General features: G+C 44.3%; 16 protein-coding genes and 1 pseudogene. 13 read left to right on the forward strand and 4 right to left on the reverse strand.

The window, feature by feature from the left end; all coding sequences use genetic code 11:
- Positions 1–108 precede the first annotated feature (108 nt).
- The 4 genes from MKY98_RS09620 (at position 109) to MKY98_RS09635 (ending at position 3316) form a co-directional block, all read left to right on the forward strand.
- On the forward strand, positions 109–759 hold the full coding sequence (locus MKY98_RS09620; protein WP_069011355.1) for a hypothetical protein: 651 nt from the start codon (positions 109–111) through the stop codon (positions 757–759).
- 91 nt (positions 760–850) lie between these two features.
- Positions 851–1276, forward strand: coding sequence for a VOC family protein (locus MKY98_RS09625; protein WP_029516757.1), 426 nt, complete (start codon positions 851–853; stop codon positions 1274–1276).
- Between the two features lie 161 nt (positions 1277–1437).
- Positions 1438–1911: a MarR family transcriptional regulator gene (locus MKY98_RS09630; RefSeq protein ID WP_029516758.1), complete on the forward strand. Its 474-nt coding sequence runs from the start codon at positions 1438–1440 to the stop codon at positions 1909–1911.
- Positions 1912–2065: 154 nt separating this feature from the next.
- Positions 2066–3316: an MFS transporter gene (locus MKY98_RS09635; protein ID WP_069011356.1), complete on the forward strand. Its 1251-nt coding sequence runs from the start codon at positions 2066–2068 to the stop codon at positions 3314–3316.
- A gap of 96 nt (positions 3317–3412) precedes the next feature.
- Here MKY98_RS09635 and nrdF read toward each other — a convergent pair whose 3' ends face one another.
- The 3 genes from nrdF to nrdI form a co-directional block, all read right to left on the reverse strand.
- On the reverse strand, positions 3413–4378 hold the full coding sequence (nrdF, locus tag MKY98_RS09640) for a class 1b ribonucleoside-diphosphate reductase subunit beta (protein WP_029516760.1): 966 nt from the start codon (positions 4376–4378) through the stop codon (positions 3413–3415).
- A gap of 218 nt (positions 4379–4596) precedes the next feature.
- On the reverse strand, positions 4597–6681 hold the full coding sequence (gene nrdE / locus MKY98_RS09645; protein WP_029516761.1) for a class 1b ribonucleoside-diphosphate reductase subunit alpha: 2085 nt from the start codon (positions 6679–6681) through the stop codon (positions 4597–4599).
- A complete protein-coding gene (nrdI, locus tag MKY98_RS09650) occupies positions 6668–7027 on the reverse strand; it encodes a class Ib ribonucleoside-diphosphate reductase assembly flavoprotein NrdI (protein ID WP_016819181.1) in 360 nt (119 codons plus the stop codon). The genes nrdE and nrdI overlap by 14 nt, the downstream gene beginning before the upstream one ends.
- 407 nt (positions 7028–7434) lie before the next feature.
- Here nrdI and MKY98_RS09655 point away from each other — a divergent pair, with 407 nt between their 5' ends.
- From MKY98_RS09655 to MKY98_RS09665, 3 genes are read left to right on the forward strand one after another with little or no spacing between them, the layout of a single operon-like run.
- Positions 7435–7797 carry a DUF2500 domain-containing protein gene (locus MKY98_RS09655; RefSeq protein ID WP_069011357.1) on the forward strand — a complete coding sequence of 121 codons (363 nt, stop codon included), beginning with the start codon at positions 7435–7437 and terminating at the stop codon, positions 7795–7797.
- A 39-nt stretch (positions 7798–7836) separates the two neighbouring features.
- Complete coding sequence (locus MKY98_RS09660) at positions 7837–8397, forward strand: GNAT family N-acetyltransferase (protein WP_029516763.1); 561 nt, start codon at positions 7837–7839, stop codon at positions 8395–8397.
- A 2-nt stretch (positions 8398–8399) separates the two neighbouring features.
- The gene (locus MKY98_RS09665; protein WP_069011358.1) at positions 8400–9623 is read left to right on the forward strand and encodes an MFS transporter; all 1224 of its coding nucleotides are present in this window, start codon (positions 8400–8402) and stop codon (positions 9621–9623) included.
- A gap of 71 nt (positions 9624–9694) precedes the next feature.
- Here the strand turns inward: MKY98_RS09665 and MKY98_RS09670 are convergent, their stop codons facing one another.
- Positions 9695–11386: an ABC transporter substrate-binding protein gene (locus tag MKY98_RS09670; protein ID WP_069011359.1), complete on the reverse strand. Its 1692-nt coding sequence runs from the start codon at positions 11384–11386 to the stop codon at positions 9695–9697.
- A gap of 279 nt (positions 11387–11665) precedes the next feature.
- Between MKY98_RS09670 and MKY98_RS09675 the strand changes: the two genes are divergently transcribed.
- From MKY98_RS09675 to MKY98_RS09700, 6 genes and pseudogenes are all read left to right on the forward strand, one after another.
- The gene (locus tag MKY98_RS09675; RefSeq protein ID WP_039270191.1) at positions 11666–12733 is read left to right on the forward strand and encodes a LacI family DNA-binding transcriptional regulator; all 1068 of its coding nucleotides are present in this window, start codon (positions 11666–11668) and stop codon (positions 12731–12733) included.
- A gap of 204 nt (positions 12734–12937) precedes the next feature.
- Positions 12938–15490, forward strand: coding sequence for a beta-mannosidase (locus MKY98_RS09680; RefSeq protein ID WP_069011360.1), 2553 nt, complete (start codon positions 12938–12940; stop codon positions 15488–15490).
- Between the two features lie 199 nt (positions 15491–15689).
- Positions 15690–15987: pseudogene (locus MKY98_RS09685) on the forward strand (sugar phosphate isomerase/epimerase); the annotation flags it as partial.
- Between the two features lie 313 nt (positions 15988–16300).
- Complete coding sequence (locus MKY98_RS09690; RefSeq protein ID WP_029516768.1) at positions 16301–17041, forward strand: DUF1361 domain-containing protein; 741 nt, start codon at positions 16301–16303, stop codon at positions 17039–17041.
- 62 nt (positions 17042–17103) lie between these two features.
- Positions 17104–17307 carry a YwbE family protein gene (locus MKY98_RS09695; RefSeq protein WP_069011361.1) on the forward strand — a complete coding sequence of 68 codons (204 nt, stop codon included), beginning with the start codon at positions 17104–17106 and terminating at the stop codon, positions 17305–17307.
- 25 nt (positions 17308–17332) lie between these two features.
- A complete protein-coding gene (locus MKY98_RS09700) occupies positions 17333–17965 on the forward strand; it encodes a DUF2238 domain-containing protein (protein WP_025721732.1) in 633 nt (210 codons plus the stop codon).
- Positions 17966–18055 lie beyond the last annotated feature (90 nt).

Genomic DNA, 18055 nt, shown 5'->3' on the forward strand with positions numbered 1-18055 from the left:
ACAGAAGCCAAAGGACCATTCATTCGGCAGGTGGTTGAGCGGGCGAAGCTTGAAAGATATAGGTAGGGACAGATGAATTCTTAGTCGCATGAACAAAGTGGGGGAATGATGAAGAATATGATGCTTGATGCACAGCTAACGCCGAATGGTTTAAAAGACAGAATGCTACTACTGTCAGCGCTGGACATTATATTGTCTCCAGAAGATTGGTTACGCACGTATCGTATGCGGTCTGAGTGGTCTGGTGATGTGTGCCTGGGTGAGGTAAACAATGGCGCTGGAGATACGATTCATATGCTATGGACGGGTGAAGGTGTGCTGCTGAAGGGGTTTGACCATGAATCCCCTGTAAGTTCTCATGCGAGAGACGATTATGAAGTCTGGCCGGGCATATATGACGGTGTGCCTAATGATATGATGGAGCTTTTGGAAGATGAAGCACTGGAGAAAGAGGACGTTACCTTTTGTATGTGGAGGGAAGCGGGAGATAAAGAGTGGCGTATGGGCAACGCGAACTTTCCTGAGGGATATGACGATGGCTCATCCTTTTTGTTGGGGAAAATTATAGTTACACCGGAGGAATATCAGGATTGGGCTGAGAGTTACTATGAGTTGCCGATTTCTCTAGGGGTGGTAAGCCAGATTTTCAACGGCGTTCCGATCACTGCACAGATGATCTCTGCGCTTCATCCACAGCGTAACGTTACGGAAGCGATAAAGGAGCTAAAGCAGCTTGGCGTTCAAGTGCATGAAAGCTAAGAATACAGATTTGTTTTTCTTGACAAGTTTTGTATATAATACAGGAGAAATGCTGGGTTAACCACCTCGAATTAAAGGAGCTGTGTTGAAGATGTCCAAACGTTTGATTCCTTACATCACGATGGATGGAAATGCAAAAGAAGCAATCGAATTTTATAAAGAGGCATTGGATGCTCAACTGCTTTTTATTCAAACCTTTGGGGAAATGCCGGAAAACCCCGATTTTCCCATTCCCGCAGAGGTCAAGGAACGTGTGGGACATGCTACCCTTAAAGTGGGTGAGACAGAGCTCATGTTTTCTGATACCTTTCCCGGGTCACCGTTTAGCCGCGGGAATCAGGTGAGCATCTGTATTACAACCGATAGTGTGGAGCAAGCTCAAAAAATGTTTAATGCTCTACAGCAGGGAGGACAGGTGGGAATGCCTTTGCAGGAAACCCATTTTAGTCCAGCTTATGGGAATGTAACAGACAAGTTTGGTGTCACTTTTCAAATGTTCACTGAGGCTGGGTCTTAAGAAATGTAAAACGGCTCGATTCCGCTACTTTAGCGATCTGGCCGTTTTTTTTTCGTGTATGCCCTCGTGCTCAATTCAATAATTATTTTAATATTGTTGAAATAGAAACAAAAATATACTATATTGTATTGTTAATGCACCAACGGGTGGGAGGACAGGCCATGAACAAAGAAGAACAGGTCATAGTGGGTTTCAGGGACTTATTTAACAAGATGGTTTGGCTTAATAAAGATAAGATGGAAGACAGCCTTAAGGGTTATAAGCCTTCTGAAGTACATTGCATCGAATACATTGAAAGAAATGCAGATTCCAACGTGACAAAACTTGCGGAGTCCCTTTATATGACTACCGGTGCCATAAGTAAAATAACTAAGAAGCTTATAAAAAAAGGCATTATCGAAAGCTACCAGAAGCTGGATAACAAGAAAGAAGTCTATTTTAGGCTTACTGAGGAAGGGAAAGTAATCTATAACATCCATGAGGAACTGCACAAAGAGTTTCAAGAGCGGGATAAAGCCGTATTTGAGCAGGTAACCGAAGAACAATTTAACAGTATGATTAGCTTCTTGGAAAAGTATAGTAGGCATTTGGATGCAGAAATAAAAAAACAGGGTATAGATATTAAGACGGAATAAATTTGAATAATGAAAATCAAACCATAGGCAGCCGGGCTCTATTGAGAACGGGCTGCATTTTTTTGTTATTATTTTGTTGCCGAGGAAGCAAAATTGTGATACGATATTTTTGCTTCCGAGGAAGTAAAAATTAACCTTTAAGGGGAGAAATGAAGTGTTCAAATGTAGATCACACAATGAACAGAACACAGAACAAACCGTAGATAAACACGCTTTAATATTCGGCCTTATCTCTGTATTTCTTTGCGGAATAGGCTTCAGTATCATAATACCTGTCGTCCCATTCTTAGTGCAGCCTTATACAAGCAGTCCGGGAGAACAAGCTATAGTTGTTACGCTGCTGACCTCTGTTTATGCATTCTGCGTGTTTTTTGCGGCTCCCGTACTTGGAGCTTTGAGCGACAAATATGGCCGTCGTCCATTGCTCTTAGTATGCCTTTTGGGTTCCGCAATTGGGTACTTGGTTTTTGGCATAGGAGGAGCTCTATGGGTACTATTTGCTGGGCGCATCATAGAAGGGTTAACAGGCGGGAGCATAAGCACGATCTTCGCCTATTTTGCAGACATCATTCCTCCAGAAGAGAGAACCAAATACTTTGGATGGGTGAGTGCGGTTGTAGGTGTAGGCACTGTCATTGGGCCAACTCTAGGCGGATTACTTGCCAAGTTTGGTTATTCTGTACCCATGTATTTTGGAGCAATCATAACTTTATTGAACGTTGTTTATGGATTCTTTTTTATGCCTGAGAGCCTTGACAAGAAACATAGACTGAAAGAGATTACCTTTGTAAGACTGAATCCATTTACACAGCTTGCAAATCTGCTTTCCATGAAAAACTTAAATAGGTTACTTGTCTCTGCGTTCTTACTTTGGATACCCAACGGATCTTTACAGGCCGTTTTTTCACAATTTACAATGGATACTTTCAGTTGGAGGCCTGCACTAATCGGACTTATGTTTTCAATTATGGGTTTCCAAGACATCATTTCACAAGGTTTCATCATGCCCAAGCTTTTGATAAAACTTAATGATAAACAGATAGCCATTCTTGGAATGGTTTCGGAGATTATAGGTTACAGTCTTATTGCGCTATCTACTTTGTTCTCATTCTATCCTCTTTTTATCGCTGGAATGTTTATATTTGGTTTTGGTGATTCGATCTTTGGACCTTCATTCAACGGGATGCTCTCCAAGTCTGTCGATTCTAGTGAACAAGGAAGGATTCAAGGAGGTAGTCAATCTATTCAGGCTTTAGCAAGAATGATTGGGCCTATTATTGGGGGTCAAATCTATGTATCACTTGGTCATGCCGCACCCGCTTTTATGGGTATAATCCTTATAACAGCGGCAATACCAGTTTTATATAAGCGAACGCATGTAAATGAGGATTTTGCAAAATCCTGAAATATGTAAACTATCTACTTTCTTTAGGCAATAGGGTTTCAGAACTCAGGGACAAGTTCTGAAACCCTATTTGTTTACAGTTTTACGTAATTGTACTTATACGCCAAAATTAAAATCATCATCTGTCAGCGGCTCTACATTCATCGCCCGCACATAGCCGTTTCCTTTTTTAGAAAAGAAATCATGCTGCTTAGTATGGGTGCTGATGCCGTTGAATACAATGGGATTAACTTCTTCTTCTTCAAACAGTGGATCAAAGCCCAAGTTCATCATGGCCTTGTTGGCATTATAGCGCAAAAAGACTTTCACATCGTCTACGAGTCCAATAGGGGTGTAAATTTGCTCGGTGTATTGTTCCTCGTTATTATGCAAGTAGCGCAGCAAGCCTACCAGCGTCTGGTAAAGATCACGTTGTTCTTCCTCGTCCAATTCTGCATAAATCTCCTGTGCCAGTACACCTACGTACACACCGTGAATACTTTCGTCCCGTAAGATCAAATCGATAATTTCTCCACTACATGTCAGCTTGCCCTGGCCCGCCAGATAAAGAGGATAGAAGAAGCCGCTATAAAACAAATAGCTTTCTAACAGCACCGACGCAGCCATCGCGAGATAGAGGTCTTTCGGTGTGTGGATATTCATATAATATTGACGAATGGTTTCTGCTTTGGTTTGGAGATGTGGATTTTCTTCCACCCAGCGGAATACACCGTCAATTTCTTCCGTGGAAGCTAGCGTTGTAAAGATGCTACTGTACGACTTGGCATGGATTTGTTCCATCATCGCCATAAAGCTTAGTACGGCTTTGCGTTGCAGTCCGTCCACATGCTCCATAATTTGCGGCATACCTACACCGCCTTGAATGGTATCCAGCAGTGTTAATCCGCCCAGCACCTTCATGTAGGCTTCTTTTTCGATATCACTGAGGGTTACCCAGGACATTTTATCGTCAGACAACGGGATTTCATCATCCGTCCAAAATTGCATGATGTTCTGGTTCCAGAACATCAGTGTAAAATCATCGTCCGAGCGATTCCAGTTTACGGCTTGTATACCTGTCATTGTTAGCATTCTCCCTTCAGCTTGCGAGATTCCCTAGAAACACACATTGAAATAGTGCAGGCGAATCATCGTATGCTTGACATACGGAAGCTGTATCCGCGAGGGTCTTGTCCAGCCCCGTAAAGGTCTGAACCACACGCTGGATACAGCTTCTAATGCAAAGCATCCATATCTATTTAAAATCTAATTTTTATACTACAGCTTGTTACCATTTATGCTTAGATGGAGCAGGTGAGGCACTCTTCCACAGACAGCTTTTTGGTGCGTGTGTAGTATAACGATTTAAGTCCTTTGTGTGCGGCGTACAGATAGCAACGTGCTAACTGACGCGTAGTCACGTCACTGTTCACATGAAGAACGGTCGAAATTCCTTGGTCCACATGCGGCTGGATTTCTGCAATCAGATCCAGCACTTTGAATTGGTCCATTTGATAAGCGGATTTATAGAAGAACACGTTATCCTTTTGCAAATAAGGCATTGGATAGTAGGTCGTCGAATTGGCATAGGTACGGGTTTCAATCTGCTCAACAATCGGCATGACGCTGGATGTTGCATTTTGAATGTACGAAATGCTGGCAGTCGGCGCAATTGCCATACGATAGGCGTGGTACAGGCCATTTTTCATCACATCTGCTTTTAATTTGTCCCAGTCCGCTGTAGTCGGAACATAGATGCCCTTGAACAGCTCTTGCACACGTGCAGTTGTTGGACGATAATCTGTGTTCAGGTATCGGTCAAAATATACGCCTGTCGCATAATCCGATTCCTCAAATCCATAAAAGCTTTGTCCAGCCGCTTTCGCGATTTCCATACTCTTTTCGATGGAATGATAGTTCATCGTCATGAAGAAGGTACGGACAAAGTCTTTTGCTTCATTGCTTTCATACGCAATTTTGTTCTTGGCAAAGTAGCCGTGCAGATTCATGACACCCAAACCGACGGAATGCATTTCACGGTTCGCTTTCGCGACACCTGGTGCATTAGCTACTTGGGTCATATCGCTGACCGAAGTAAGAGCAATCATACCCTCGTGAACGGATTCGCGGATTTTGCCATGCTCCATCACATTTACAATGTTCAGAGAAGCCAGATTACAGCTCACGTCCCGGCGGATAGTATCCTGTTGTCCGTAATCTGTAATTTCGGAAGTTTCCTGCAACTGGAAGATTTCCGTGCATAAGTTCGACATCTTGACTTGACCCACGTTTTTAAGAGCATGTGCCTGGTTCGCGTTACTTTTGTTCATGATATATGGATAACCAGACTCCAACTGAATCATGGCAATTTTCGTCAGCATGTCACGTGCGCTCATCGCTATTTTTTTCTTCACCCGATCGTCGGCGAGCAGCGTGTCGTACATTTCATCCAAATCCATGTCGTCCAGATGTGTTCCATAGGCTTTGAACACACTGTAAGGAGCAAATACATGCAGCGGTTCGTTATCTTGAGCCAGCTTGTAAAAGCGATTTGGCACCAGTAATCCAATCGAAAGTGTCTTGAGACGTACTCTTTCGTCAGCATTGATTTTTTTGCTATCCAGGAACTCCAGCACGTCCCATCCGAAAATGTTGTAATAGGCTGCCCCAGAGCCTTTGCGTTGCCCCATTTGATCTGCGTAGGAGAAGCCGTCTTCCATCAGCTTCAGCACAGGCATAATGCCTTTTGCTGCGCCTTCTACGCCTTTAATCGCTTCGCCGCGTGCCCGCAGCTTCGACAGGTTAACGGCAACACCGCCCCCGATTTTGGACAACTGCATGCAGGTGTTCAGCACATAGTTGATCGAGTTCAGGGAGTCGTCCATTTCGAGCAGGAAGCAGGATACCAATTCCCCACGGCGGCTTTTGCCTGCATTCAGGAACGTTGGTGTCGCTGGCTGGAGACGTTGCTCCATCATCGAGCGAGACAACAGGCGTGCCGTATCGGCGTTACCGCGTCCTAAATGCAGCGCGACAGCAGCAACCCGGTCAGGGTAATGTTCCAGATAGACTTTACGGTCGTTACTCTTCATTGCATAGTCGGTATAAAACTTGGATGCTGCCATATAGGAAGGAAATTTAAAATTATAGCTATGAGTGATATGGAAAATATCATTAATTTCGTCAGCCGTGTAGCTGTTATAGAAATTTTCGTAATAATCATTCTCAATCATATACAGCACTTGAGCGGCTGTGTCAGCAAACTTCAAACTCCGTTCCTGAACTTCCTTCATAAACTCTGCTACAGCCTCTTGGTCTTTTTCCAATTGGAAAAAGCCGTCTGTATCGCGTTTCATCAACATGTTGTTCAATTCAATATGCCGCAACTCGGCTCACCTCCTGTTTAAAACGCTCTACATCTCCGAACGTTCCAGATAATTCAAATTTACTAATCACGGGGACATTATAATGATCGGCAATCAAATCCGCACTTTTGGCAAATTTCTCACCCCAGTTACGGTTGCCGCTTGCAGCTACACCAACAAGGTTTTGAGCATTCTTTTTCAAAAAGGAAGATACCCTCTCAGGTATCTGCCCAAACCCAGTTGTATATGTAATAAGTACGTAAGGTTCTTCTATAGTCATTTGCTCCTCGATCTGAACCGCTGGAAGCTTGAGCTTGTTTATAAATCTTTTTACATTGCCGGTCTTGGAATCATATGCAATCAGCATGGTATGCAACCCCCTTAAACATTTAACGAAAAAAGAAAACGGCATTGCCTGGGATCTATTATAGATGGAATCCCTTGCTGGCTGCGCCATTTAAGATTTTTGACTCTATATTTACATGTATTTTCATACCTGTATCTTCAAGATATCGGGCATAAATACGTTTTTTACACTATATTTAGAGTACATTCTCTATTTTATATCTATATATAGTTTTGTCAATCGGTCTAGAGGGGATCAGAGGACCCAGATCGGGTAGAAGTCCAAGCGGGGTGCGGAAAAGAGCGAAAGAACTTTTTTTTCGTAAGTATGTTAAAAAAGTATTGGAGTTTTTGAGGGTGAAGATGTACGATTTGTCAATGGGCAATTGAATGGAAAATTTACATTTTACTGTAGAAAGGATGAAGTGAATGGGAAGTGATTCTATGGAAGTTCAATCGTTTAATACGATCTTTTTTATCGTATTTGGACTCATTGCTTTTGTAATGATTATGGGAATTGTCAAAACGATCGGAGCGGGCCTGTCCAATCAAGCAGCCGAACGGGTACAACGTTCATGTAAGGTTGTGGATAAACGGACGAGAGTGCGTGGGGGATCAGGCGATTTTTCAGCTTCGACCTATTATTATATCACCTTTGAGTTTGACGGGGGTGAGCGTAAGGAGCTGGAGGTGAAGGATAGGGACTTTGGTATGATTGTGATCGGGGATCGTGGGGAGCTTCATTATAAAGGTACACGTTTTCTGGAGTTTGTGAGAGTAATGGAAGCATAAAGGTGCTTAAACAAATACATAATCGGAGGGAAGATTACGATGCCGCATATCATTGGAAAACGAGTTGTATTGAGAGAATACCGTCAAGAGGATATACCAGATATCCGAAAATGGGTCAATGACCCGGAAATCACACGTGGTTTAAGCGACGTGTTTATCTATCCGCATTCACAGGTGAATAGTGAATCTTTTGTACAGATGATGATTGACGGCAACCCCGAGATCAAAGGTTTTGTCATTGCGCATAAAGACACCCTGGATTATATCGGACAACTGGACTTATTTAAAATCAACTGGGTGAATCGGCATGCCACCCTTGGAATTGTGATCGGGCGTGACGGTGATCTGGGCAAAGGTTATGGACGGGAAGCGATCCGGCTGTTACAAAAATTTGCATTTCATACGCTGAACCTACATCGACTGGAGCTGGAGGTCTATGCGTTCAATGAACGTGCACACCGTTGCTATTTGGCCAGCGGCTTCAAGGAGGAAGGGCGGCTGCGGGAAAAGCTATTCAGGGAAGGGCGATACTATGACATTATTCAGATGGGGATTTTGCGAAGTGAATATGAGGCTGCACAGCAATCGACGGAATCCTGAGAGTGCAACCTCATAAGCTATATTACTCCGTCAGCTTTCTTCAATTTTTTATGAGTGAAATCACGGGGACTACGCTCATCCTTTTTTTATTAGCTAAAGGACTTTCTTTGCAGAGTGCGAACTTCTTACTGGTTGTATTCTTTGTAAGTATTTTTCTGTTTGAGATACCTACTGGGGCTATTGCAGACAAGTATGGAAGAAAAATCTCTGTTATTTTGGGACTTTGTTGTTTTCTAGCCTATAGTGTATTGTTCGTTTCGACAGATCATATCGGGGTGCTTGTGTTTGCGCAAGTCTTTGGAGGTCTGGCTATATGTTTACAATCAGGTTCGTTGGAATCATGGGTTGTGGAAAATAGTGATAAGCCCATGGAAGTTCTTTTTACAATCTCTAACAGTATACAGTACATTTCAGGATTTATTTGTGGTCTGTTGGGGGCCTTTCTCGCAACTTTTAACTATTCACTTCCATGGGCGGTTAGCATTTTATCTATTATTGTATGCATTTTTCTATGCTTCTTTTATATGGATGAGGAGAATGTGGCTCATCGAAAGACGTCCACTACCCGCATTAAAACGATTATCGGAGAAAGTGTCCGTATCGGTTTTGAAAATAAATCTATCTGGATTGTGTTTATGATTGGCTTATTTATCAGCTTTTCAAACTCGGCTGGAAATACATTTCAACAGCCACGTCTGGTGGGCCTTTCCGAACAAGGGATTTGGATTATGGGGTTTATCAAGGCAGGGTATTCACTATGTATGACTTTGGGAAGCTACCTGGTTCGAAAGCTAGGCGCACGATACAGTGATGTACATATACTCATGTATGCTTGCGGCATGATTGGAGTATGGCTCATTTTTGCCGGTGCGTTCAACACATTTTATCCTGTACTGCTTACCTTTTTGATCTATGAAATGGGGCGCGGCATGTACCCGGTTGCCAAACAAATTTTTCTGAACAAAAGAATCTCTAATGAGTATCGTTCTACACTACTATCTCTGGATTCTGCGATTTCACAATTAGGCATGTGCATAGGTTTAATCATGACAGGGATCATCAGTCGTAATTTTACGGATTTGTCTTCCGATCAAACACCTATTCAAATATCTTGGGTAATGTGTGGGGGGATTGCGTTGATTCCTATCATCTTATTGTTTTACGTCAATCGTGTATCAGGGAAAAGTAATTCTTGGAAAGAAAAAGAAACCAAACAGAATATGTAATAATAGTTAATGTAGAAGGGCTGAACAGCATGGTCTGTCAGCCCTGTAATATTTCATTAAAAAGGCAAACCCTATTTTTCGCCGTACCACAGTTTCAGCCGATTTTGAATTAGGCCAGTATAGATTTCTTCAGCCTTTGGCACACCCGCCTGATCCAGCTCTTGGAGCATGCGGTCATACACAGCGTCGAACTGATCTGGCTTGGCGAGTACGGCCTCAGGAATGCGTTTGCGTACAATGTCCTGCGACTTTTGATAAATAACATTGTAATTCGTATTGGTCGGAACAGGCATGTTGTAGGCAGCCCCCCACTCTTTTACCGGAAAATCTTTTTCGTTCGGGAACAGGTCTTTCCACGTATGGGCTTTGTATGCCTGAAGGGACTCTTTCTCGGCTTGACTATAATTTTCGGTAATCATCTCCGGATAATTGGTTGTGTAATAATTGCCCGAAGGGTCCTTTACGCTATCGCCGTAATGTGGCCCCCATATCCAGTACAAACCGATACCTGACTCTCTGCTAAAAGAAGCGTTATCCGTGTTCTTACGTTGTTGCACATCCGCCGGAATGACTCGTTTGCCATTCTCTACGTTGTAATGCTGGCCTTCAATTCCCCAATTACGTAAAATTTGTCCTTCGTCGGAGGCCAGAAAATCCAGAAACTTGATAGCTCGCACCGGATTTTCACATGAGGTTGTAATTCCGATCCCGGATGCGGTATCGAAGCCGATGGGCTGGAGGGAATGGTCCTCGTATTTCTCATTTAAAGTGACTGGAAAATGGGCGTAAGTGAATTCATCCTTACCTGCTGCTTTGAGCGCATTTTCGGCATCTTGATAGTTCCATTCCTGATCAATGAGTCCGATGACACGGCCTGCGGCAATTTTGGACTTGTACTGATCACTTTTTTGCACAAAAGTATCCTTATCCAACAGTCCCTCATTGTACATATGGTTCAACCAACGGAAATATTCACGTTCTTCTGGGCGCTTGTAGTGAAGAATGGCTTTGTGTGTTTTAGGATCAATATAATATTCGCCATCGTCGGGTCCACCTGTAGCAGTAACAGCCGGGTTTGTCACTGTAATTTGAATTTTCCAGTCCTCGGCATCGAGTGATAGGGGGATGGTTCGCTGTCCATTGGTGGTTGGATATTTGGCGACATAATCTTTAAGTGCTTTTTCAAAATCTTGAACGGTGCGGATTTTAGGGTATCCGAGCTTCTTAAGTGCCTGGTGCTGGATTTCGAAGCCGGCTTGTGCATCAAACGCAATGTGATCCACACCCAGATTGGTCGGGATCGTGTAGATGGCTGGATCTTCACTACTATATTTAATACGATTAAAATAGTCTCCATACACTTTCTTAATGTTAGGGCCGTATTTGTCAATGAGGTCGGTTAAGTCAATGAGTGCCCCGGCATCGACTAACTTGCCAATGTCTGATTTAGGGTACACGAGATCTGGATATTCTCCGCTCGCTGCCATTAAAGCAAACTTTTCCTCGCCTCGACCATTGACAGCATGTTCGGCATTTAGCGTAACGCCCGTTTTCTTGATAATTTCCTGTCCGACAGCATCCTTCATGTTGTTCCAGTTAGAGCTGGAATCACCGCCAAAGAAAGTAAATGTAATGGGACTGGTGTCATTAGGATCTTCATTTTCTGCCTTACCGTCTGTTCCATTCGCACAGCCCGTTGTAACGAGCAGCAGCAAAGACAGGAGTAGAATAGAGCTCTGTCGTACCGACCTGTTCATGAACATTTGCAAATCCCCCTTAATAAGTATGATTTACACAATGTAAGTGCTTTCAATAGTAAATTGTAGGAAATAAAGAACCTCACGTCAAGTTATTTATAATTGTTTGTTATGCAGTTTGTTTTTTTATTAAGCAAACATATTTTAATGAAAAGTGTGGATTTGTGTAAATCCATCGTTTGATGATCTAAAACAAAGTATGCTACGATGGTACCAGTTTATAGGCATATCTGTATATTTAGAATCTAAGGTAGAAAAAGATTTCGAATAGGGTTGGGTGAGGAGATGCGTGGAAAAGTAACATTGCAGGAAATTGCGGATGCGGCGGGTGTTTCAAAGTTTGCTGTTTCGCGTGCACTGTCAGGCAAACCCGGTGTAAGTGAAGAGACGAGGGCGCTGCTGGTTAAGCTTGCTGCCCAGATGGGCTATTTTCGCAGTCATCCCAAAATGACTGGGATAGAGCCTCGGGACACAGATGCAAGAGAATGGTCGGGTACGGTGCTGGTGTTATTCCCAAATATTCGGCACCAGAACAGGGAATCCAGGTACTGGGGACCTGTATTTGAAGGGATTTCCGAGCGTCTGAACCGTAAGGGGATGGATATGATCACGTTAACGGAGCCCTCGACTGAGGATATGTTTTCTCTACTGAACCCGGAGGCGATTAAAGGGATTATCACAGTAGGGACAATTTCAACTTCGTTGTTGCTGAACATTTATCGGATGGGTATTCCGGTCGTCATGGTAGATCATTGGGATTCTGCATTTTTAAGTGATACGGTGTTTACAGATAATCGCACATGCATGAGTGAATTAATGAAGGATTTGCTGTGTAGGGGCTATACCCGCTTTCAGTTTGTGGGTCATATTGATGACGCTCACAGTTTCTACGAACGCTGGGAAGCTTGTCGTTCTACACTGGAAATGAGCGGAGTAGAATTGCGACAAAATAAAGCCCTTCTTCACGGAGGAGCGCAGGCGCTTGCTGAGGAAATGGACAAGTTGTCTGAGGACAAACTGCCTGAGGTTTTTGTGTGTGCTAATGATGTGACTGCTGCGCAGGTCGTGGATGTGCTGAAAGAAAAGGGGATTGACGTTCCGAGGCGTTGCGGAGTGACCGGGTTTGACGATACGAATGAACAAATGCCAATTTATGCCACGGTGAGAGTGGATAAGGAATTGCTGGGAATGCGTGCAGTGGACCAATTGTTGTGGCGCATAACGAACCCGAACTCGCCTGTCGAGAAAAAGCTGCTACATGCTGAGCTATTCATACGGGAAGTTCATGCACCCCGGATCAGTCGGGAAAATGATGACCGTGAGCGTCCCATCAGCACAATCACATATAGTTAATGTCCAGATACGTGTGTGACACCATACATCGTGAAGACAAAGGAGGTCGCTTTTAGCCTGTTTGGGGCAGAGGGCGACTTTTATTTTGTATTTTGTCACTTGTTCCAAAAAACAATTGACTACTTTGTTAGCTTAATGTTATTTTTGTTATGTTACTGACGAATCCAGATGTTCCCAATCATGCTTATAGGGAGGCTTGTGACGATGGTTAATGTGATAGGGTTGGATGGCTGGAGGTTTAGAGAAGCACAAAGTGATGAGTGGCTCAGCGCGAAAGTGCCGGGTTGTGTGCATACCGATCTTTTACGACATGGCAAAATTCCTGATCCGTTTATGGGTATGAACGAGATGGAGGTACAGTGGATTGATAAGCAGGATTGGATATATGAAGCCCATTTTGAGATAAATGCAGATCAGCTTCAATGTCAATGTGTAGAGTTGGTGTTGGAAGGTCTGGACACATACGCGGATGTAAAAGTGAATGATCAATCTGTCTTGTCAGCCAATAATATGTTTCGAGTATGGAGACGGGATGTGAAGGCATTGGTTCAGCAAGGGGAAAATCGGCTAGAAATCAGTTTTCGTTCTCCGATTGCTGAAGATGTACCCAAGCTGGAAAGCTTAGGTTATGGACTCCCTGCACCCAATGATCAGTCCGAAATAGGTGGTTTGTCCGATAAAAAGGTAAGCGTTTTCGCACGTAAAGCTCCTTACCACTATGGTTGGGATTGGGGACCGAGGCTGGTGACGAGCGGTATCTGGAGAGAGGTTCGGATCGAGGCTTGGTCCGGTCTGATCGTGAGAGACTTGTTTATTCGACAGGACGAAGTGAGTTCGGCAGGGGCTAAACTCATGGCAGTGGTAGAGATCGAAAATGCAGATGAGATTAGAGATGCCGAGTTGCGTATTTCTGCTGACGGCAAAGTGTGGTCCAAGCCAGTTCGGCTGCTGAAGGGGAAGCAGACAGTGGAGCTGGAGCTGGAGATGAAGAAGCCGAAGCTGTGGTGGTGCCGTGGACTGGGGGAGCCGCATCTATATACGTTTGTGGCCGAATTAGTGGAACAAGAACAAGGAGCTGTAATCGCGGAAAAATCAGTAAAAACGGGACTGCGTTCCATCCGTCTTGTACGGGAACGGGATGCAGCAGGAGAGAGCTTTTATTTTGAGCTGAACGGAATTCCGGTGTTTGCAAAAGGGGCTAACCATATTCCGAATGACAGCTTTGTCACTGAAGTTACGATGGAACGATATCGGTATGAAATTGCCAGCGCAGCCGCCTCGAATATGAATATGTTGCGAGTGTGGGGTGGCGGTATATATGAACAAGACGTATTTTATGAGCTTTGTGATGAATACGGTTTGCTCGTGTGGCAAGATTTTATGTTCGCTTGCAGTATGTACCCAGGCGATGAAGATTTTATAGACAATGTGGCACAGGAAGCCGAGGACAATATCAAGCGGCTGCGTAATCATCCCTGTATTTCCTTATGGTGCGGCAACAATGAGATCGATTCTGCGTGGGCGCATTATGAAGAGAATGGAGGCTGGGGCTGGAAAAAGAACTACACACCTGAGCAACGGGAACGCCTGTGGAATGATTATGAAATGCTCTTTCATCGGATTCTACCGGAGGCGGTACGCACCTGGTCAGCGCAGACAGCATATTGGCCCTCCTCCCCGCTAATTGACCTGACGAGAGATCGGAATCAGCATGCCCATCGGTCTTCAACTGCAGGTGATGTTCATTATTGGGGTGTATGGCACGCGTCTGAGCCGTTTGAGAATTATCATGTACATGTGGGCCGTTTTATGAGTGAATATGGTTTTCAGTCTTTTCCTGAATACAAGTCCGTTCGTACTTATGCGGAAGAGAAGGATTTGGAACTGGAATCTGCGGTGATGCTGGCACATCAGAAGAACGGTGCGGGCAATCGTCTGATTAAAGAATATATGGAGCGGTACATGCGAGAACCAAAGGATTTTACAAGTTTTCTTCCCATGAGCCAAATTTTACAGGCAGAAGCAATGAAAGCAGCTATAGAGGCGCATCGTCGTCACAAGCCTTATTGCATGGGAACATTATACTGGCAAATGAATGATTGCTGGCCCGTTGCCTCCTGGTCGAGTATGGACTATTTTGGTCGTTGGAAAGCGCTCCAATATACGGCTAAGCGTAGCTTTGCCGATGTGTTGTTGAGTGCAACAGATACAGAACAGGGGAATAAGGCACTACATCTGGTCAACGACACACTAGAGCCGATATCAGGTACGCTGCGGCTGACGCTTTTGCATATCCGAAGCAGCCAGGCTGTTCGTGAAGAGAATGTTAAGGTAAAGCAACCAGCAGGTGGTGCAGGAATTGTACATATACTGCCTATCGACAAATGGCTGAGTGGCCTGAACCGTGCGGAGCATATGCTGGTCGCGCGTCTGACGCAGAATGGTGAACAGGTGATCTCCAGTGAAATTTATTTTGCAGACACGAAAGAGATGGATTTACCGCAGGCAAAAATTGAAGTGACAGAGATTCAGGGAAGCGAGGCTAGCAGATTCATGCTGTGTTCGGATGTACTTGCCCGACACGTGTGGCTATCGGCAGAGCAGGAAGGTATTTTCAGCGACAACCATCTGGATCTGGCTCCCGGTATTCCAAAAACAGTGGAATTTTTGGCTTTGCACAACGGTTCATCAGCATTTGTGGCAGCTGCGCCGGGTACATTGGCAGTACATTCATTAGTCAATTGGATACAAGGTTAGACAACAGTAAAAGCTTATCCGTCTTTAAGTAGATGATGGATAGGCTTTTTTTATAATATAAATTTATTTTTGTGATATGTGGAGCGATTTCATAATGTTCATATACATAACAAAAGAAGGCTTGGGAGCTGAGTGATAATAGATCATTTGTAAGAAATTTATCTATTCAGCATCTAACTGTTGGAATATAAAAAAACATATGGGCGGTCGAGAACTTGTAGAGGAAATCCGTCAGTTGGGCTTTAGCAGGGTGGAGCTGAATTATAACATTACCCGGGAAATGCTAACGACGATTGAGCCTATGATTGAGCGGGGGAAAATCGGCATATCGAGTGTGTACAATACATTTCCTCATACACCAGATCCGAATTAGCACGAATTCCGTTCTGCTCGGGTTTGACGATGAGACCAAGCGACAACGTGCGATAGAACTGCTGGTGCAATCTGTGGAATATGCGCATCAGTACGGAGCAAAAGCGGGAATTGTGCATCCCGGACGACAGATGGCGAATGGACAGAGCGCAGCAACGGAATTTATAATGCCGTTAGCGGTATTATGCTAATTCATGCTGCCCGAATATTAAAACTACCGGAGCTACGCCTTTACCTGTGAGTGAAGTCTAAAACACAGTAAGCATCTATTTTTCGGGATGGGGTCGATTCCCAAAGAATAGATGTCTTTTTATGTTCATTTATGCAGAGGTGGAGCGCTTCCATTGAGCTTGAAGCCATTGTGGTGTACACTGTCCAGAACAGGTGTAAATTGGAACGTCAGGAAGGCAGGACGGTTACAAGGAGGGAAAGACACGTATGTATGCCCGTTTAAGATCGTTAAATTATCCAGTAAAACTTTATGTTTTTTTAACACTGGCCTTATGCTCCGTAATCAGTACATTGTGGATCATTAACGTGCGACTGCCCTCAGGGGGCCGCCCTTATCTTTTTATTTGGTGGAATATGATGCTGGCCTGGATTCCTATGCTGTTGACGCTGCTGCTTGATGTAGTGTATAGCTCGTGGAGGCGAGGAACGAGGACTTTTTTACTCTGGGTCACGGGGGCGGCATGGCTTTTCTTTTATCCCAATACACCCTATTTGATCACAGATTTGCTGCATGTATTCGCCAGATATCCGTTTCTCGGGGAGCAACGTTTCTGGGGAAATCCGTACTTTTGGAATCATGTATTGGGGATGCTGCTGGTAGCCATACTTGGTCTGACAATGGGATTTGTATCACTTGAATCCGTACGACAGTTGGTACAACGTGCACGTGGTGGGCTTGTTAGTTGGCTGTTTATGATGGCGGTACTCTTGTTGAGCAGCCTGGGTATTTATATTGGCCGTTTCTTTCGAGGGAACACATGGGATATTGTTTCTGCGCCTTCTCAACTGTATGCACAGGTATCTTCCATATGGGCAGACTCCTTGCAACGTACTCATTTTGTGGAGTTTAGCGGGATGGTATTCGTTATTTTGCTCGTCAGCTATGTATCCACGATGTGCGTAGTCTGGATGGGGAACAGCCGCCAGGACGAATGGCGTCGTTGGTGATTTTGTTGTAACTGAGTGGCTGAATATCATCATAAATATAAAACAAAGGAGGAATAGCTACAATGAACGGACAGAATCGATCCGACATCTGCGCTGGTCTTCAGGTAGATATTGTACTTAAAAAGGATCAGCCTACCGGTAAGTTGACGCGAGGAACGGTGAAAGATATTTTGACCAATTCCCCACGTCATCCGCATGGAATCAAAGTGCGTTTGGCAGACGGACAGGTTGGGCGTGTCAAACATATCGTAACGAACGAAGGCTAGAGCTTTGGGCTGAGGAGGAATGACGATGAACCAGGCAACGGCATGGTCTAAAAATGATCGCTACCCGCTTGTTTTACTTGTATTGCTGGCGCTTGCCCTAATTTGGTCTTTGATTCGCCCGGCGGATTATTTTACATGGGTACTGGAAGTTCTCCCAGCGGTTTTGGGAGCTGTACTGCTGGCGGCTCTATACCGAAGATTTCGGTTTACCAATCTGGTATATACCCTAATCTGGCTGCACGCATTGATCCTGATTGTGGGCGGACATTATACCTATGCCGAAATGCCACTGTTCAACTGGATTCGGGACACGTTCGGACTGGAGCGCAATTATTATGATCGACTTGGGCACTTTGTACAAGGTTTTGTACCCGCACTCATTGTCAGGGAAGTGCTGTTGCGTAAAACGGCCTTGGGAAGCGGGAGCTGGCTCACTTTCCTCACGGTTAGTGTGTGTCTTGCGATCAGCGCTGTATACGAGTTGATTGAGTTTGCTGTAGCCAAGGCAACGGGAACAGCAGCAGAAGCTTTTCTGGGCACACAGGGGGATGTATGGGACACCCAATGGGATATGCTTCTTGCGTTCATCGGCGCTTTGACCGCAGTGATTTTGTTGAGTGGGGTACATAACAAGCTGCTGAAACAATTAAGGTATTAGCAAAGGTTTTTCTTCTTTTATCTGCAATTGTAGTTAGACGGGGAAATAGTTAAGCTGATGAAGGGTGGTTACAGAATGCGTGAAGGAGCA

It is taken from the genome of Paenibacillus sp. FSL M8-0228 (assembly GCF_038007385.1).
GTDB lineage: Bacteria > Bacillota > Bacilli > Paenibacillales > Paenibacillaceae > Paenibacillus > Paenibacillus polymyxa_D.

Coding starts and splice junctions, on each gene's coding strand:
- MKY98_RS09620 (WP_069011355.1), top strand. CDS start 109: ATGAAGAATATGATGCTTGATGCACAGCTAACGCCGAATGGTTTAAAA.
- MKY98_RS09625 (WP_029516757.1), top strand. CDS start 851: ATGTCCAAACGTTTGATTCCTTACATCACGATGGATGGAAATGCAAAA.
- MKY98_RS09630 (WP_029516758.1), top strand. CDS start 1,438: ATGAACAAAGAAGAACAGGTCATAGTGGGTTTCAGGGACTTATTTAAC.
- nrdF (WP_029516760.1), bottom strand. CDS start 4,378: ATGACAGGTATACAAGCCGTAAACTGGAATCGCTCGGACGATGATTTT.
- nrdI (WP_016819181.1), bottom strand. CDS start 7,027: ATGCTGATTGCATATGATTCCAAGACCGGCAATGTAAAAAGATTTATA.
- MKY98_RS09655 (WP_069011357.1), top strand. CDS start 7,435: ATGGGAAGTGATTCTATGGAAGTTCAATCGTTTAATACGATCTTTTTT.
- MKY98_RS09660 (WP_029516763.1), top strand. CDS start 7,837: ATGCCGCATATCATTGGAAAACGAGTTGTATTGAGAGAATACCGTCAA.
- MKY98_RS09670 (WP_069011359.1), bottom strand. CDS start 11,386: ATGTTCATGAACAGGTCGGTACGACAGAGCTCTATTCTACTCCTGTCT.
- MKY98_RS09675 (WP_039270191.1), top strand. CDS start 11,666: ATGCGTGGAAAAGTAACATTGCAGGAAATTGCGGATGCGGCGGGTGTT.
- MKY98_RS09680 (WP_069011360.1), top strand. CDS start 12,938: ATGGTTAATGTGATAGGGTTGGATGGCTGGAGGTTTAGAGAAGCACAA.
- MKY98_RS09690 (WP_029516768.1), top strand. CDS start 16,301: ATGTATGCCCGTTTAAGATCGTTAAATTATCCAGTAAAACTTTATGTT.
- MKY98_RS09695 (WP_069011361.1), top strand. CDS start 17,104: ATGAACGGACAGAATCGATCCGACATCTGCGCTGGTCTTCAGGTAGAT.
- MKY98_RS09700 (WP_025721732.1), top strand. CDS start 17,333: ATGAACCAGGCAACGGCATGGTCTAAAAATGATCGCTACCCGCTTGTT.